Genomic DNA, 15,896 nt, shown 5'->3' on the forward strand with positions numbered 1-15,896 from the left:
GAGCTGGTCCGGGACCGGCGACTGCGGTGGAGCGGAACTTGAGTTCAAGCAGGGGACGACATTGGCCCACGCGAGGGGTCAGGTTATCACCGGTCGAGGGGTGTCGACGCAGGACGACGCCTGCCGGTCACCGGTGAGAGGACAGCCGGCCTCCGGAGCGCTCAGGCGCCCGGCTCGGCCACCGGCTCGCGGCCCGGCTCGTAGACCTGCTCCTCGCGCTCGCGGTGCCGCCGGCGCGACCAGACCAGGAAGGCGACCGCGACGACGAAGAGCACGATCGAGGTCCAGACGTTGAAGCGCAGCCCACCCACGTCGGAGAGCTCGACGTCGTCGATGCGCAGCGTCTCGATCCAGCCGCGACCCAGTGTGTAGAGCGCGACGTACGCCGCCAGCACCTGGCCGTGCCCGAGCCGGAAGCGGCGGTCGGCCCAGATCAGCACCGCGAAGGCGCCCAGGCCCCACAGCGACTCGTACAGGAACGTGGGGTGGAAGGTGGTCCCGACCTCGAAGCTGCGCCCGGGGGGCCAGTGCGACGGGTCGATCTCCAGGCCCCACGGCAGGTCGGTCGGGCGTCCGTAGAGCTCCTGGTTGAACCAGTTGCCCCACCGGCCCAGGGCCTGTGCGACCAGCACGCCCGGGGCCATCGCGTCGAGCACCGGCAGCAGCCTGATGCCCTTGAGCCGGGCGCCGATGATCACGCCGACGGCGCCCAGGGCGATCCCGCCCCAGATGCCCAGGCCGCCCTTCCACAGGTACAGCGCCTGCCAGGGGTCGCCGTCGTCGCCGAAGTACCGGCCCGCGTCGGTGGCCACGTGGTAGGCGCGCGCGCCGACGAGCCCGAAGGGCACCGCCCAGATCGCGAGGTCCTGGATGTCGCCGGCCCGCCCGCCCCGCGCCACCCAGCGCTTCTCGCCGATCCAGATCGCGGCGATGATGCCCGCGATGATGCACAGGGCGTAGCCGCGCAGCGGCAGCGGCCCGAGGTACCAGATGCCCTGCGAGGGGCTCGGGATCGACATCGGCAGCACCGACCAGGCAGTCATGCTCATGCTCAGCTCCTCGCCAGCAGGGTGTGGATGTCGTCGGCGAACTGGGCCGACGAGGTCTCCTGGCTCCAGTACAGCGGCGCGTTGTCGCTGCTGTCGATGGCGACCACCTGGGTGCTGTGGGTGTTGGGGTCGAAGCCGCCGCTCGGCAGCTTGGTCCCGTCGGTGACCCCGATGGCGATGGAGTCCCCGACCTCGACGATGTCGTCGAGGTCGCCGGTGAGGCCGATGAAGTCGGGGTCGATGCGGTCGAGGTAGGAGCGCATCGCCTCGGCGTCGTCGCGGCGCGGGTCGCTGGTCACGAAGACCACGTCCAGCTGCTCCCGGTCGGCCTCGTCGAGGCGGGTCATCGCGCTGGCGAGGTTGGTCAGCACCGCGGGGCAGATGTCGGGGCAGCGGGTGTAGCCGAAGAAGACCAGCGTCAGCCGGGCGTCGGTGTCCTCCGTCAGGGAGAACGGCTCCCCGTCGGTGTCGGTGAGCGGCGTCGGGGCCACCTCGAAGGGCGGCTCGACGACCTGGGCGCTCAGCTCGCCGGCGGCCGCGTCGTCCCCGCCGCCGCAGGCGCTGAGGAGCATCGCGGCCGCGAGCAGCACGGGGGCCCCGAGTCGGCGGGCCCCGGGTCGGCGGGCCCCGGGTCGTCGGGCCCCGGGTCGTCGGGCCCCGGGTCGTCGGGCCCCGGGTCGATGTGTCAGGTCAGGCACGTCGGACGCCCTCCGCGAGGTCGTGGGTGAGCGCGCGCAGGGCAGCGAGCCCGGCGGCGCGGTCGTCGGGGTGGTCGAGCAGGGTGCGCACGAAGGCGGAGCCGACGATCACCGCGTCGGCGTACGACGCGACCTCGGCGGCCTGGTCGCCGTTGCTGACACCGAGCCCGACGCCGACCGGCAGGTCGAGGCCCAGCGCCGCGACCGCGGACTTGGTGCGGGCCACCAGGGGCGCCCCGAGGCTGCTGCTGGTCTCGCGAGCGCCGGTCACCCCCATCACGGCGGTGGCGTAGACGAACCCGCGGCTGGCCTGCACGGTCAGGTCGACCCGCTCGGGCGTGGAGGACGGCGCGACCAGGAAGATCTTGTCGAGGTCGTGGCGGTCGGCGGCGGCGATCCACTCCGGCGCGAAGTCCGGCGTGAGGTCAGGGGTGATCAGGCCCGCTCCCCCGGCCTCGGCCAGCGCGGCGGCGAAGCGTTCGACGCCGTAGCGCTCGACGGGGTTCCAGTAGGTCATCACGACGGTCGGCGTGCCGGTGGCGGCCACGGCCTCGACGGTGCGGAACACGTCGTCGGTGCGGATGCCGCCCTCGAGGGCCTGCTGCGCGGCGCGCTGGATGGTGGGACCGTCCATCACCGGGTCGGAGTAGGGCAGGCCGACCTCGATGATGTCGCACCCGGCCTCGACCATCGTCAGCATCGCGTCGATGCCGCCCTGCACGTCGGGGAAGCCGGCCGGGAAGTAGCCGACCAGGGCGGCACGGCCCTCGGCACGGGTCTTCTCGAACGCGGCGCGCACGGTGCTCATCCGATCGGCTCCTCGGTGACCTGGTCGGGATCGGCGAGGCCGAAGTACTCGATGGCGGTGCCCATGTCCTTGTCGCCGCGGCCCGAGAGGTTGATCAGCACGGTGGCCTCGGGGCCCTTCTCGACGGCGAGTCGCTCGGCGACCCGCATCCCGCCGGCGATGGCGTGGGCGGACTCGATGGCCGGGATGATGCCCTCGGTCCGGCTCAGCAGCGCCATGGCCTGCATCGCCTCGTCGTCGGTGACGGGCAGGTACGCCGCCCGGCCGATGGCCGCGAGGTGCGCGTGCTGCGGCCCCACCCCCGGGTAGTCCAGGCCCGCGCTGATCGAGTGCGACTCGAGGGTCTGTCCGTCGGCGTCCTGCAGCACGTAGGTGCGCGCGCCGTGCAGCACACCGCGGTCGGCGGCGTGGATGGTCGCCGCGTGGCGCGGGGTGTCGACGCCCTCACCCCCGGGCTCGAAGCCGTAGATCGCGACGTCCTCGTCGTCGAGGAAGGCGGTGAACAGCCCGATCGCGTTGGAACCGCCGCCCACGCAGGCCGCGATCGCGTCGGGCAGCACGCCGTAGCGCTCCAGGCACTGGGCCCGGGCCTCGTCGCCGATGCCGCGGGTGAAGTCGCGCACCAGGCTCGGGAAGGGGTGCGGTCCGGCCGCGGTCCCGAAGAGGTAGGCCGTGTGGTCGACGCTGGCGACCCAGTCGCGCATGGCCTCGTTGATGGCGTCCTTGAGGGTGGCGCTGCCCGACTCGACCGGCACGACCTTCGCGCCGAGCAGGTGCATCCGGGCCACGTTGAGCGCCTGGCGGCGGGTGTCGACCGCGCCCATGTAGACGGTGCAGTCCAGGCCGAAGTAGGCGGCCGCGGTCGCGCTCGCGACGCCGTGCTGGCCGGCGCCGGTCTCCGCGATGACGCGGGTCTTGCCCATCCGCTTGGTCAGCAGCGCCTGGCCGAGCACGTTGCGGATCTTGTGGGCGCCGGTGTGGTTGAGGTCTTCGCGCTTGAGCAGCACCCGGCAGCCGGCCTGCTCGCTGAGCCGGGTGGCGTGGAACAGCGGGCTGGGCAGACCGGCGTACTCGCGCAGCACCGTGTCGAACTCGTGCATGAACGCGGGGTCGGCCATCGCGCCCTGCCAGGCCACGGTGAGCTCGTCGAGGGCGGCGATCAGGGCCTCGGGCATGAAGCGCCCGCCCCAGCCCTCCTCGGCCCCGCCGAACCAGCCCTGCGCGTCGGCGTCGTAGCGACCCGACGGGGTGGGGACGGGGCTGCTGGGGGTGTTCATGCCTGGACTCCTGTCATGCTCGCGACGGCGGCCCGGGGGTCGCCGTCCTTGACCAGCGCCTCGCCGACCAGCACCGCCCGGGCGCCCTCGCCCACGTGGCGTCGCACGTCGTCGGGGCCGAAGACGCCGGACTCGGCGACCTTGACCACGTCGTCGGGCAGCTGCGGCGCGAGCCGGGCGAAGGTGGACTGGTCGATCTCGAGGGTCTTGAGGTTGCGGGCGTTGACGCCGACCAGCGGCGCGCCCAGCGCCAGGGCCCGCTCGGTCTCGGCCTCGTCGTGGACCTCGACCAGCGCGGTCAGGCCCAGCTCGCCGGCCAGGTCGTGCAGGCGGCGCAGCTCGTCGTCGTCGAGCGCGGCCACGATCAGCAGCGCCAGGTCGGCGCCGGCGGCGCGGGCCTCCCACAGCTGGTAGTCGGTGACGATGAAGTCCTTGCGCAGCAGCGGTACGTCGACGGCCGCCCGCACCGCCCGCAGGTCGGCCAGCGACCCGCCGAAGCGGCGCTGCTCGGTCAGCACGCTGATCGCGGCGGCGCCGCCGGCGGCGTACTCGCCGGCCAGGACCGCCGGGTCGGGGATGTCGGCGAGCGCGCCCTTGCTGGGGCTGCGGCGCTTGACCTCGGCGATGACGCTCGAGCCGGGGGCGCGCAGGTGGGGCATCGGATCACGCGGCGCGTCGACGTCGGCGAGGGCGGCCCGCAGGTCGTTCAACGACGTGCCGGCCTGCCGCTCAGCGAGGTCGACCCGCACGCCGGCGACGATGTCGTCGAGGACGGACACGGGTACTCCTGGGACAGGGAGAGGGACGCTGTGAGTCTGTCACGAGGCCGGTCACGCCCCGCTCCCGGAGTCCTGGGTGGACCCCCGACGCACGAGCGGTCACTTCTGCACCACCGAGCAGTCACCTGTGCACCTCCGACCAGTCACAGGCCGCCACCGCTGTGTACGTCGGTGACCTCTCGGTGGTGCGGAAGTGACTGGTGGGTGGTGCAAAAGTGACTGCTCGGCGGTGGGCTCTTTACCTTCGGGCGCGTCGCGGGCGCGCCGGGGCCGGGCGGCGGTAGGTTCCCGAGCACCGACCCGCCGGGCGAGCCGCGCCCGCGGGACCTCTCCAAGGAGTCTCATGAGCTACTCCGAGCCGCCTCCCCCGCCCCCGCAGTACGGCACGCCCGCCTACGGCGGCCAGCAGCCCGGCAACCCGCCTGCGAACAACCTGGTCTGGGCGATCCTGACCACGCTGTTCTGCTGCCTGCCCCTGGGCGTGGTCTCGATCGTGTTCGCCGCGCAGGTCAACGGCAAGTGGCAGGCCGGCGACCAGGCCGGCGCCGTCGAGTCGGCCGAGAAGGCCAAGAAGTTCGCGATCTGGTCGGCGGTGGCCGGTGTCGTCGGGGCCGTCCTCTACATCGTCTTCGTCGTCATCGCGATGGGCGCCGGTGCCGGCTCGTCCTGAGCACCTGCTCGACGAGCACGTCGAGCGCGTCCCGGCCCCCCCGCGGGCGCCGGGACGCGCCTGGCTGCCCTTCCTGGCCACCGGGCTGCTGGGGCTCGGGGCGGTCGCCGTGGTCGCCGCCGTGGATCCGCACGAGCCGGGCCACTACCCCACGTGCCCGTTCCTGGCCGTCACCGACCTCTACTGCCCCGGCTGCGGCAGCCTGCGCACCCTCAACTCGATGGCGCACGGCGACCTGCTCGGAGCGCTCTCGCGCAACCCGCTGCTGCTGCTCGCGATCCCCTTCGTGGTGCTGGCCTACGTGCAGTGGGGGCGACGGCTCGCCGGGCTGACCACGTGGTCGCCCACGTCGATCCCGGCCCGCTGGATCTGGGGCCTGCTCGTCGGCGTGCTCGCCTTCTGGGTGCTGCGCAACCTCCCCGGCTGGGACTTCCTCTCCCCCGCCTAGGTGCACCCAGGCGTGCCTCAGGGAGCCAGCCAGGGCACCAGCGCGGTGTTGCGCAGGACCATGAACACGAACGCCGCCACGGCCACCGCGACCGAGGCCGCGACCACGGGTCCCCCGCCGCTCGCCGGTACGCCGCGCCAGCGGCGTACCCACCAGCGCGCGAGCAGGACGACCGCGACGGGGATCAGCAGCACCAGCAGCAGGTTGCTGGAGGCCGCTGCCCCCACGTCGCCGTGCGTCAGGTCGTTGACGGCGCGCAGCCCGCCGCACCCCGGGCACCAGAAACCCAGCGCCGCGCTCGGGCACAGGCCCCAGCTGCCCCCCACGTGCGGGTCGCGCAGGCGCAGCGCCAGCGTGAGCAGCGCGAGCCCGGCGATGGTGACCGTCGGCGCCCGCAGCCGCTCGCTCCGCGTCTGCGGAGCGGGACGGGGCGGCGCCCAGGCGGTCACGGCCGGGGGTGGCTCAGTGCCCGGACTCCGCGTGCAGGCCCATCTTGGCCATCACGACGAAGACGACGCCGGCCGCGGCCACGATGGCCACGCCGACCCAGAAGATCGGGTAGCTGATCGGGCTGAAGAGCAGCCCGACGCTGCTGACCACGAACCCGAGAAGTCCCACGACCACCGCGGTCCAGGCTGCGGGGGTGTTGCCGTGGTTGTTCGACATGCTGCTGCTCCTCGGGGTACGCGGGCTCGTCGCCGCCATCATAGTGGGGTGCTGGGGTCGCTCCCACTCCGGTCTGCGCCCGCGTCGTCACCGCCGTCCGTGCCCGAGGTCTCCTCGGGGACGTCGGTCGGGTCGTGCCCCTCGTCCAGGGCCCGCCACAGGTCCAGGTTGCTCTGCTCGGCCACCGGCCGGACCGCCGCGGCACCGACCGTCACCCCACCCGTGGGAGCGTCGTAGCGGCTGCCCATCTCGGGCCACTGCGGCACCAGCCGCACCGACGCCAGCGCCGCGAGCAGCAGCACCAGCGCCCCGACCACACCGGCGGCGTACCAGCCGGTGCGCGAGACCGCCGTCTCCCCCGCGCCCACCTGGTCGAGGGCCGTCCGCAGGTCGTCGGGCAGGCTCAGCCCGGCCACCACCGCGGCGACCAGCGCCCCCAGCGAGGCGAGCACGCCGAGCCCGGCGACCAGGCGTCGCACGAGGCCGCGACTGACGAGCACCACGCCCCACACGGCCAGCGCGACCAGGGCCAGCGAGGTGACCAGCGGCATGTCGTAGGCGGCCTGGGGGCCGGTGAGCCCGACCGCGGCCGTGACCCCCGAGCCGGGGTCCGCGTCGACGTCGACGCCGGGTCGGGTGCCGGCGACCGCGACCAGCGTGCCGGCCGCGAGCCCGACCAGGACCACGGGCGCGAACGTGCGCCGACCGCGGGACGGCTCAGCCACGAGCGGGTCCGGTGGTGAGCTGGTCGGCGTCGAAGCACGTCCGCTCACCCGTGTGGCAGGCGGCGCCGACCTGGTCGACCTTGACGAGGATGGTGTCGCCGTCGCAGTCCAGGCGTACGTCGACGACGTGCTGGACGTGCCCGGACGTGTCGCCCTTGACCCAGTACTCCCGGCGGCTGCGCGACCAGTACGTCGCGCGGCCGGTGCTCAGGGTGCGGGCCAGGGCGGCGTCGTCCATCCAGCCGAGCATCAGCACCTCACCGGTGTCGTGCTGCTGGGCGATGGCCGGGACCAGCCCGTCGGCGGTGCGCTTGAGCCGGGCGGCGAGGGCGGGGTCGAGCTCGTCGGTCATGGGCCCATCATCCCCCGGGCACCGGACCGCCCCGCGCCGGGGAACGACGCGGGGCGGACGGTGGGGGGCGGTGGTGGCTCAGCGGATGCGGAAGCTGACCGTCTTCTTGCCGTTGCGGATCTCGTCGGAGCCGCTGGTGAACTTCACCCGGACGGTGTGGAAGCCCTTGCTCAGACCGCGCACGACCAGCTTCGTGCTGCCGTCGGTGAGCGTCCTGGCGGCCAGGGTCTTCCGGTTCTCCTTCAGGGTGACCTTGCCGGGGACCGGGCTGACCCGGTCGGCCTGGACCCGGACCTTGAGGACCAGCTTGCTGCCCTTGGTCTTCTTGGCCACCTTGACCCGCGGCTTCTCCTTGCCGGCCGGCACGGCGGCGCCCACCGGTCCCACCGCGGTGGTGGTGCGGGTCGCGTCGCCGCGGCCCTCCTGCGAGTAGGTGACCCGGGCCGAGATCCTGGCACCCTGGTCAGCGGAGGTCAGGAGGTAGCGGGTGCCGATGGCACCCGGGATCACCTGCGCATCGCGCAACCACTGCACGGCGCGGGTGGCGCCCGCGGGGTCGGTGACCCCGGTGTCGACGACCAGCTCCTGGCCGACGACGGGACGCCCGGCGACCGTCGGTCCGGTCGTGACACCGACCGGCTCGACCGCCTGGGTGTCGATGGTGCGCGACAGCGAGACAGCGGTGACGCTCTCGGCGCCCCGGGTGGCGGTGACGGCGACCGCGACGGCCTTGCCGGCCATGCTCTCGGTCACCACGATGCTCGGCGACGTGGCGCCCGCGATCGGGGCCCCGTCAGCGCGCCACTGGTAGCTGAACGTCAACCCGGTGCTCGGGTCCCAGGTGCCCGTGCTGGAGCGCAGCGTGCCGCCCGGAGCCGCGGTGCCCGAGATGACCGGCAGGGTCTTGTTGGTGATCGGACCGGTGGTCACGGCCTCCGTGGGAGCCGACGTCGCGGTCCCGGACGTCAGACCAGCCTTGCTCGCGGTGACCCGCACGGTGATCCTCTTGCCGGTCTCGGCGTCGCTCAGCTGCTGCGTCGACCGGGTGGCACCGGCGATCGCGACGCCGTCGGCCAGCCACTGGTAGGCGAACGAGGTCGGCTCGTTGGTCCAGGTGCCGTCCGTGGTCGACAGGGTCTCGCCGACCCGCGGGGTCCCGGTGATCCGGGGCGCGGTGCGGTTCGAGACGGTCGTCGGGTCCGCTGCGACCGGGGAGGTCGCCTCGGAGGTGGCGGTGCCCGGGTCGGAGCCCTGGGGGACGCTGGCGCCCACCCGGACGGCGATGACCTTGCCCTCGTCGGCAGCGGTGGGCGTGTACGTCGTTCCGGTGGCGCCGGGCAGGACCTGGCCGGCCGCGAGCCACTGGTAGGTGAACGACGGGTTGGCGGCGTTCCAGGTGCCCGGGTCCGCGGTGAGCGGCTTGCCGATGAACGGCTGCCCCTTGACGCTGGGCAGCGTGGTGGCGCGCAGCGTGCCTCGCACGACCTTCACCGTGGCGGCCGAGACGACCACGGAGTCGGGGTCGTTGGTCGTCTCGGTCACCTTGAGCGAGATCTGCTTGCCCAGCTGGGCCGCGGTGAGCACCAGGGTGCTGGCCGTGGCGCCCGCGATCGCCTGACCGTCGGCGAGCCACTGCAGCTCGAAGGTGCCGCCCTTGCTCCACTCACCGGTGGTGCCGGTCAGGGTCTCCCCCACGGCCGCCCGGCCGGTGACCTGCGGGTCCTGGCGGTTCTCGGTCTTCGGGTCGGCCGGCGCGTAGAACGGCGAGGCCTGCGACTTGCCGGTGGGCTTGCTGTTGGCCGCCTCGCTGATCTCGCCGGTGGATCGGATCGCCGTCACCTGCACCTTGTAGTGCTTCGGCGTGAAGTCGCCCATGATGGGCAGCGGCGAGCGGCTGGGGATCGTGAACGTCTCCTGCGTGGCGCCGCCGATGGGCTGGAAACCGCTGGTGGCGTTGTCGGAGTGGAACCACTGGTAGGCGTAGGTGACGTCCGCTGCCGACCAGGTGCCCGGCCTGGCCGTGAGCTTGCCGCCCTCGACGGCCTGCCCGGCGATCCACGGCGCCGCCAGGTTGACGGGTGTGCCATCGGTCAGGCCGAAGTCGATACCGGTCACGGCGCTGGTCCCCAAAGCGATGTCGTCGGCGTCCTCCACGGTGTCGGTGGAGAGCCCGTCGACGGTGTAGAAGCCCTTGCTCGTGCCCTGGTCGACACCCACTCGGTAGGTGCGCCCGCGAGCCTTGAGCTCGTAGGACCCGTCGCTGGCGGTCAGCGCGTCGGTCGGCTTCAGCCAGCCGCTCAGGACCGGCGCGCCGTCCTGGATGTCCTTGACGTAGCGGTAGTGCGCGGTGACGGTCTTGTCGCGCGCCGGTGCCCCGGTCGTGGTCGTGACCTTGCCCCGGATGGCCGAGACGCTCGGCAGCGCGTACTTCTGGACCGTCAGGCTCTGCTCAGGGGCGAGCGTGACGTCGGGGGCCTGGTCGAGACCGACCAGACCCGGCAGGAAGCCCTGGTTGGCGTTCGTGAGGGTGGCCAGCAGCCGGTAGCTGCCGCTGGGCACCGAGACGGAGAAGCCGCCGGCCGTGAGGGTCTGCTCGGCGACCGGGCGCCACTCGGTGTGGGCCGGGCCGCCCTGCTCGCCGTTCTCGGTGTAAGAGACCTTGCGCAGCAGGGTGACCTTGCCGCCCTGGGTGTACGTCGAGCCGTCGGCCTCGGTGAGCGAGCCCGCGAGGACCGCCAGCGTCGGCAGCGTCGCGTCGCGACCGCTCAGCACCTCGTGCTCGGCGACGGAGAGGTTCTGGCCCTCGTCGGCCACGGTGGCCGCCGGGAACCACCGGGGCTCGCGACCCGGCTTGCTGAACTGCAGGCGGAACGGCTTCTCGAGACCCGCGTTCTCAACGGTGACTGCGTACCGGCCCGCCTTGTCGGTGATGGCCTGGCCGGCGTACGACGGCTTGGCGACCCACTCCTTCGTGGCCCTCGCGTAGACGACCGGCGTGACGTCGACACCCTGCAACGGGTTGCCGGCGTTGTCCCGCACCGTGCCGATGACCTGGGCGACGCGCTTGAGCGTGGCGTCGACGCCGGTCTTGGGCGTCACGAACGTGGCCTGCACCTTGTCGGCGGTGGCCTGGGTGGCCTTGGCACTGAAGTACTGCGTCTCGAAGCCCGGGGCGTGGAAGCCCACGACGTACTGGGCGCTGTCCACCGGCGGCACGTTCGCGGTGTAGGAGCCGTCGGCCCGCGTCTTGGCCTGCGTCGTCTGGACCTCGGTCCACACGGGCTTGCCCGAGGCGTCGGTGGTGCCGGTCTCCACGGAGACGGTCACGCCCTGAACCGGCTGCGTGGTCGTCCCGTTCAGGGTGTCGACGGTGCCAGTGATGGTCGTGGTGCTGGCGTTGCCGAGCTTGGCGTCGAGGCGACGGACGACCCCCTCCTCGATCTTGATCTCGGCCGCCTTCGAGCCGTCCGTGGTCATCGAGCCGTTGTCGAAGTAGTAGGTGCCGAAGGCCGGCGCCCGGACCTGGACGATGTAGGAGCCGAAGACCTGGTCCACCATCCAGCGCCCGTCGGTCCCGGTGGCGTCGCTGACCGCCGTGGTCTGGTTCCCGTCGGCATCGACCTGGGTGTCCGTGATCGCTCCGGTGTCGCCGTCGGCCTTGCGCCGCGTGTAGACCCGGATGTCAGCGTTCTCGATCGGCACGCCGCTCTGCGTGGTGACGATGCCGCCCATCTGCGAGCGCTGGAGGTCGGTCACGAAGCCGTGCACGTCGGTGCGGGTCTGCTTGTCAGCGAGGACGACCGACGTGGCCGCAGCCCTGTCGGGCGTGCTCTCCGAGGCGGAGCGGAAGTAGGACGTCCGGTAGCCGCTCTTGCCGAAGGTCACGGTGTAGCTGCCCGGCAGCACGTCGTCGATCTTGTAGGCGCCCTGGGCGTCGGTGGTGGCCGACCCCTGGACCGATCCCGATCCGGTGGACGGGGTCAGCGTGACCGTGACTGCCGAGAGCTTGTCGCCCTCGAGGCTGCCCTTGCGGCTCACGATGCCGCTGATCTCGGCGCTGCCCCGGGTCAGCTTGTTGGTGAGCCCGGTCCGCCCGCCGGTGATCGCGACCCTGCTCGCCTCGTCCAGGTTGGTGGTCGCGTCCGCGCCGGCCTTGTAGTAGGCCACGTCGTACCCCGGTGCCGTGTAGCGCACGAGGTACTCGTCCTTCGCGGCGTCGTTCACCGTCGCCGACCACGCCCCGTTCACGTCAGTGGTGCTTGCGGCGTTGACGAGCGGGTCGAACGACGGGCCGGCCTTCTCGCCGAGCTGGACGGTCACACCCTGCAACGGCGCACCGTCGCGGCCGAGGACCTTCCCGGCGACGGTGACCTCGGCCGCGAAGGCCGGCACCGAGAACGTGCCCACCACCAAGGCGATGACGGTGAGGAGCAGGAAGGGCAAGGAGAGCCTTCGAGCGGGGTGGCGGGACGTGAGCGAGGGCATGGAACACCTCTCCAGGTGGGGGACGCGGCACCGCCCGAGAGGGGTCGGCACGGCGTCAACCGTGAGACCCCCTGGGGTGTTACGGCTGGGGGTAAAGAAGACCCTCAGCCACCTCCGAGGACTAGACCTGGCGGTCCAGACCACTGGCGGTACCCGCCGCGTCTGATCAGGAGCTGCCCGGATGTCCCTGCTGGGCGACCCACGAGGCGTGCAGGCCGGCGTACACCGAGCCCTCCTGCGTCACCAGCTCGGCATGCGGGCCGCGCTGGACGATGTGGCCCTGGTCGACCACCACGACCTCGTCGGCAGCCTCGGCCGTCGACATGCGGTGCGCGATGGTCACCGAGGTGCGCCCGCTCATCAGCCGTTCCAGGGCCCGGCCGATGCGCATCTCCAACGAGGGGTCCACGGCACTGGTGGCCTCGTCGAGGACCAGCAGGTCGGGGTCGGCGAGGTGCGCGCGCAGCAGGGCGACCAGCTGGCGCTCCCCGGCCGACAGGGACTCGCCCCGCTGGCCGACCCGGGTGTCCAACCCGCGCGGCAGCCCGGCCAGCCAGTCCCCGAGACCGAGCTCGTCGGCGCTGGCGAGGATGTCCTCGGCCGTGGCGTCGAGCTTGCCGTAGCGCACGTTGGCGGTGATCGTGTCGTCGAAGAGGAAACCCTCCTGAGGCACCAGCACCACGCTTCGGCGCAGCGTCGCCTGGGCGATGTCGCGCACGTCCACCCCGTCGAGCAGCACGGCGCCCTCGCTGGGGTCCATCAGCCGCGTCAACAGCTTGGCGAACGTCGACTTGCCCGACCCGGTCTCGCCGACGATGGCGACCCGGCGCCCGGCGTCGATCGACATGTCCACGTCGCGCAGCACCGGTGGGCCACCGGGGTAGGAGAAGGTGACCTCGTCGAACCGGACGTCGATCGGTCCCGGCGGCAGGTCGTGGCCGGCCGGGCCGGGGTCGACGAGGTCGGCCGGGGTGTCGAGGATGCCGATCACCCGGCGCCAGCCCGCGATCGCGAGCTGGGCGTCGGTGAGGATCTGGGTGCCCATCTGCACGGGGCCCACGAAGAGGGTGACCAGGAAGGCGAAGGCGAGCACCTCGCCCGCGCTGATGTCGCCGGCGAGGCCGAGCAGCACGCCGATCACGATCACCCCGGCGTTGGCCAGGCCCGCCGAGACGCCACCGAGCGAGAACGAGAACGCCGTGAACCCCTGCGCCCGGGTGCTGGCGGCGCGGTGCGCGTCGACGGCCCGGTCGATGCGGTCCTGGGTCCGCGACTGCACGGCGTACGACCGCACGACGGCGGCGCCGACGACCGGCTCGGAGATCGCCGAGAGCATCACGCCGACCTGGTTGCGCACGATGCCGTAGGCCAGGGACAGCTTGCGCTGGAAGTACTTCAGCGACATGAACAGCGGGGCGAAGCACAACCAGACGACGAGCGTGAGCTGCCAGGAGTAGACGAGCATCACGATGGTCGCGATCACCACCTGGCCGATGCTGACCACGAAGAGCAGGCCGCCGAAGACCAGGAACTGGCTGACCTGGTCGACGTCGCTGGTGACCCGCGCCACGAGGGCCCCGCGGCGCTCGGTGTTCTGGGTCAGCAGCGGCAGGTCGTGGACGTGGCGGAAGGCCTTCGTGCGCAGCGTGGCCAGGCCGCCCTCGGCGGTGCGGAACAGCCGGCTGGTCATCTTGTACGAGGCCCAGGAGGTCAGCACGATCGCCAACCCGGCGACCACACCCATCCAGGCCGTGAACGCCAGGTCCGGACCGGCGTCGGCACCCAGGCCGCGGTCGAGGGTCTGCTGCACCGCGACCGGGACGACGACCTGGCCCGCGGAGGCCAGCACCGCGTAGGCCAGGGTGCCCCGGATGCCGATGGTCAGCTCGGGCGAGTGGTGCAGCCCGCGCCGGATGGTCTCCAGCGCGCGCATCTCCTCGCCGGTGTCGAGCTCGGTGCCCGAGCTCGAGGCGGCGCGGACGGCGCTCATGACGGCTCCCCCGTGGTGGCGACGGCACCGACCGCGTCGGGCTCGTCCTCGTAGGCGTTGACCAGGGCGGCGTACGACGCGCTGCGGGCGAGCAGCTCCGCGTGCGTGCCGCGGTCCGCGACGCGACCGTCCTCGAGGTGCACCACCTCGTCGGCCAGCCCGATGGTGGCCTTGCGGTAGGCCACCACCAGCAGGCTGGGCCGGTCGGCGCCGGACCCGGTGCCGCGCAGCGAGGCCAGGATGCGCGCCTCGACCTCGGGGTCGACCGCGGAGGTGGCGTCGTCGAGCACGAGCAGGCGCGGGCGGCGCACGAGGGCCCGGGCCAGCGAGATCCGCTGGCGCTGCCCGCCCGAGAGGGAGGTGCCGCGCTCGCCGAGGCGGGCGTCGAGACCGTCGGGCAGGGCGGCGACGAAGCCGTCGGCCTGGGCCGCGCGCAGCACCGCCCAGATCTCCTCGTCGCTGGCCTCGAGTCCGAGGGTGATGTTGCCGCGCACCGTGTCGTCGAAGAGGAACGCGGTCTGCGGCACGAGGGCCACGGCCGCCGCCAGCTCGCCGGGCGCGAGCTCGCGCAGGTCCTGCCCGTCGAGCACGACGCGCCCCTCGTCGGGGTCGACCAGCCGGCTGACCAGCGAGGTCAGCGTGCTCTTCCCCGACGCCGTGGCGCCGACGAGCGCGACCGTGCGGCCGGGCTCGACGGTGAAGCTGAGGTCGTCCAGCAGGCGTCGCCCGGGTTCGTAGGCGTAGGTCAGCCCGTCGATCTCCAGGCGCGCGCCGGCGACGTCGGTGCCCGCGAGCGAGGAGGCGCCGTACGTCATCTCACCGGTGGCGTCCAGGACGCTGGTGACCCGACGGAAGCCCACGACGCTGCGCGGGAACTCGCCGAGCAGCCAGCCGATCGAGCGGATGGGGAAGGAGACGATCGTGAGCAGGTAGGCGACCTGCACGACGTTGCCCGGGTCGGTGGCACCGGTCTGGACGCGCGCGACGCCGACCGCCAGGACGACGAGGACGCCGAGGTTCGGCAGCGCCGCCAGGGCCGGGTCGAACATCGCCCGGATGCGTCCGGCACGCACCAGCACACCGCGCAGCTCCTGCGCCTTGGCCGAGAAGCGCTCGGTCTCCTCGCCCTCGCGGCCCAGGGTCTTGACCACCATGGCGCCGTCGAAGGACTCGTGGGCGACCTCGGAGAGCTCGGCCCGCAGCTGCTGGGCGCGCGTCATCAGCGGCGAGCTGAGCCGCTGGAAGACGATGTTCGCGGCGATCACGCAGGGGAAGACGAGCAGGCCGACCACGGCCAGCACCAGGTCGGCCACGAGCATCTGGCCGACCGCGATCACCATCATCGCGACGGTGCCCACCGCCATCGGCAGCGGCGCCACCGGTCCCCAGGCGGCCTCGACGTCCGAGTTGGCGTTGGAGAGCAGCTGGCCGGTCGGGTGGCGCTGGTGCCACTCCATGGGCAGGGCGAGGTACTGCCGGGTCACGGCGCGACGGGTGTGGGCCTGCATGCGGTACTGCATGATCCCGGCGCCCAGCCGGCGCGCGACGATGCCCACCGCCCGCAGGATGGCCACTCCGAGGAAGAGCCCGAAGACGGCCCAGAGCAGGCCGGAGCCGATCTCACCGGTCTCGAAGGCCGGCAGCAGGACGTGCTCGGTCGACCAGCCCAGCACCCACGCGTCGGCGACCGTCAGGGCGCCGAAGAGGATGCTGCCCAGGGTCGAGACCGCGAAGACCCACGGCTCGCGCTTGATCGCCACCCACAGCACCGCGAAGCCGTCGCGGGTGGTGGTGGCGCGGCTGCGCGACGGGGTCGCGGGCGGTGCGGCGGGGCGCTGTCCCGGCTCGTCGTCCACGACCTCGTCCACGACCTGGCTCACCGCTGCCTGCCCTCTCCTGCACGTCCCTCCGACCGCAGGCAAACCCTGCGGCGGCCGCGGCTATTCCCG

General features: G+C 72.8%; 14 protein-coding genes. 2 read left to right on the plus strand and 12 right to left on the minus strand.

Translation table 11 applies throughout. The features are described from left to right. Positions 1–161: 161 nt before the first annotated feature. The 5 genes from lgt to trpC all read right to left on the minus strand — a co-directional run bounded on the left by lgt (position 162) and on the right by trpC (position 4,611). Complete coding sequence (gene lgt / locus I601_RS18220) at positions 162–1,049, minus strand: prolipoprotein diacylglyceryl transferase (protein WP_068112914.1); 888 nt, start codon at positions 1,047–1,049, stop codon at positions 162–164. A 2-nt stretch (positions 1,050–1,051) separates the two neighbouring features. After that, positions 1,052–1,639, minus strand: a complete 588-nt coding sequence (locus I601_RS18225) for an SCO family protein (RefSeq protein ID WP_237089466.1) — start codon at positions 1,637–1,639, stop codon at positions 1,052–1,054. A gap of 100 nt (positions 1,640–1,739) precedes the next feature. Then, a complete protein-coding gene (trpA, locus tag I601_RS18230; protein WP_068112917.1) occupies positions 1,740–2,555 on the minus strand; it encodes a tryptophan synthase subunit alpha in 816 nt (271 codons plus the stop codon). After that, positions 2,552–3,832: a tryptophan synthase subunit beta gene (trpB, locus tag I601_RS18235; RefSeq protein ID WP_068112920.1), complete on the minus strand. Its 1,281-nt coding sequence runs from the start codon at positions 3,830–3,832 to the stop codon at positions 2,552–2,554. The genes trpA and trpB overlap by 4 nt, the downstream gene beginning before the upstream one ends. Further along, positions 3,829–4,611 carry an indole-3-glycerol phosphate synthase TrpC gene (gene trpC, locus I601_RS18240; protein WP_068112923.1) on the minus strand — a complete coding sequence of 261 codons (783 nt, stop codon included), beginning with the start codon at positions 4,609–4,611 and terminating at the stop codon, positions 3,829–3,831. Before trpC ends, trpB begins: the two co-directional genes overlap by 4 nt. Before the next feature lie 343 nt (positions 4,612–4,954). Between trpC and I601_RS18245 the strand changes: the two genes are divergently transcribed. Further along, positions 4,955–5,281: a CD225/dispanin family protein gene (locus I601_RS18245; RefSeq protein ID WP_068112927.1), complete on the plus strand. Its 327-nt coding sequence runs from the start codon at positions 4,955–4,957 to the stop codon at positions 5,279–5,281. After that, positions 5,265–5,729 (plus strand): DUF2752 domain-containing protein, encoded by a 465-nt coding sequence (locus tag I601_RS18250; protein ID WP_218917695.1) that lies wholly within the window; start codon positions 5,265–5,267, stop codon positions 5,727–5,729. The genes I601_RS18245 and I601_RS18250 overlap by 17 nt, the downstream gene beginning before the upstream one ends. A 17-nt stretch (positions 5,730–5,746) precedes the next feature. On the opposite strand, the gene I601_RS18255 is transcribed toward I601_RS18250, so the two are convergent. The 7 genes from I601_RS18255 to I601_RS18285 form a co-directional block, all read right to left on the minus strand. Next, positions 5,747–6,178, minus strand: coding sequence for a DUF2752 domain-containing protein (locus tag I601_RS18255; protein WP_068112930.1), 432 nt, complete (start codon positions 6,176–6,178; stop codon positions 5,747–5,749). A gap of 13 nt (positions 6,179–6,191) precedes the next feature. Beyond that, positions 6,192–6,395 (minus strand): HGxxPAAW family protein, encoded by a 204-nt coding sequence (locus tag I601_RS18260; protein ID WP_068112933.1) that lies wholly within the window; start codon positions 6,393–6,395, stop codon positions 6,192–6,194. Positions 6,396–6,433: 38 nt separating this feature from the next. After that, positions 6,434–7,120: a Trp biosynthesis-associated membrane protein gene (locus I601_RS18265; protein ID WP_068112936.1), complete on the minus strand. Its 687-nt coding sequence runs from the start codon at positions 7,118–7,120 to the stop codon at positions 6,434–6,436. Further along, positions 7,113–7,472 (minus strand): phosphoribosyl-AMP cyclohydrolase, encoded by a 360-nt coding sequence (hisI, locus tag I601_RS18270; RefSeq protein ID WP_068112939.1) that lies wholly within the window; start codon positions 7,470–7,472, stop codon positions 7,113–7,115. Before hisI ends, I601_RS18265 begins: the two co-directional genes overlap by 8 nt. 78 nt (positions 7,473–7,550) lie before the next feature. Further along, on the minus strand, positions 7,551–11,915 hold the full coding sequence (locus I601_RS18275) for a carboxypeptidase regulatory-like domain-containing protein (RefSeq protein WP_068112942.1): 4,365 nt from the start codon (positions 11,913–11,915) through the stop codon (positions 7,551–7,553). A 208-nt stretch (positions 11,916–12,123) separates the two neighbouring features. Further along, on the minus strand, positions 12,124–13,947 hold the full coding sequence (locus tag I601_RS18280; protein ID WP_068112946.1) for an ABC transporter ATP-binding protein: 1,824 nt from the start codon (positions 13,945–13,947) through the stop codon (positions 12,124–12,126). Continuing rightward, positions 13,944–15,827 carry an ABC transporter ATP-binding protein gene (locus tag I601_RS18285; protein ID WP_335582174.1) on the minus strand — a complete coding sequence of 628 codons (1,884 nt, stop codon included), beginning with the start codon at positions 15,825–15,827 and terminating at the stop codon, positions 13,944–13,946. Before I601_RS18285 ends, I601_RS18280 begins: the two co-directional genes overlap by 4 nt. Positions 15,828–15,896 lie beyond the last annotated feature (69 nt).

This window comes from Nocardioides dokdonensis FR1436 (assembly GCF_001653335.1).
Taxonomy (GTDB): Bacteria; Actinomycetota; Actinomycetes; order Propionibacteriales; family Nocardioidaceae; genus Nocardioides; species Nocardioides dokdonensis.

What these genes read in the sequence shown, in the direction of transcription:
- lgt (WP_068112914.1), bottom strand. Translation starts at nt 1,049, where the DNA reads ATGAGCATGACTGCCTGGTCGGTGCTGCCGATGTCGATCCCGAGCCCC.
- trpA (WP_068112917.1), bottom strand. Translation starts at nt 2,555, where the DNA reads ATGAGCACCGTGCGCGCCGCGTTCGAGAAGACCCGTGCCGAGGGCCGT.
- trpB (WP_068112920.1), bottom strand. Translation starts at nt 3,832, where the DNA reads ATGAACACCCCCAGCAGCCCCGTCCCCACCCCGTCGGGTCGCTACGAC.
- I601_RS18245 (WP_068112927.1), top strand. Translation starts at nt 4,955, where the DNA reads ATGAGCTACTCCGAGCCGCCTCCCCCGCCCCCGCAGTACGGCACGCCC.
- I601_RS18260 (WP_068112933.1), bottom strand. Translation starts at nt 6,395, where the DNA reads ATGTCGAACAACCACGGCAACACCCCCGCAGCCTGGACCGCGGTGGTC.
- hisI (WP_068112939.1), bottom strand. Translation starts at nt 7,472, where the DNA reads ATGACCGACGAGCTCGACCCCGCCCTCGCCGCCCGGCTCAAGCGCACC.
- I601_RS18280 (WP_068112946.1), bottom strand. Translation starts at nt 13,947, where the DNA reads ATGAGCGCCGTCCGCGCCGCCTCGAGCTCGGGCACCGAGCTCGACACC.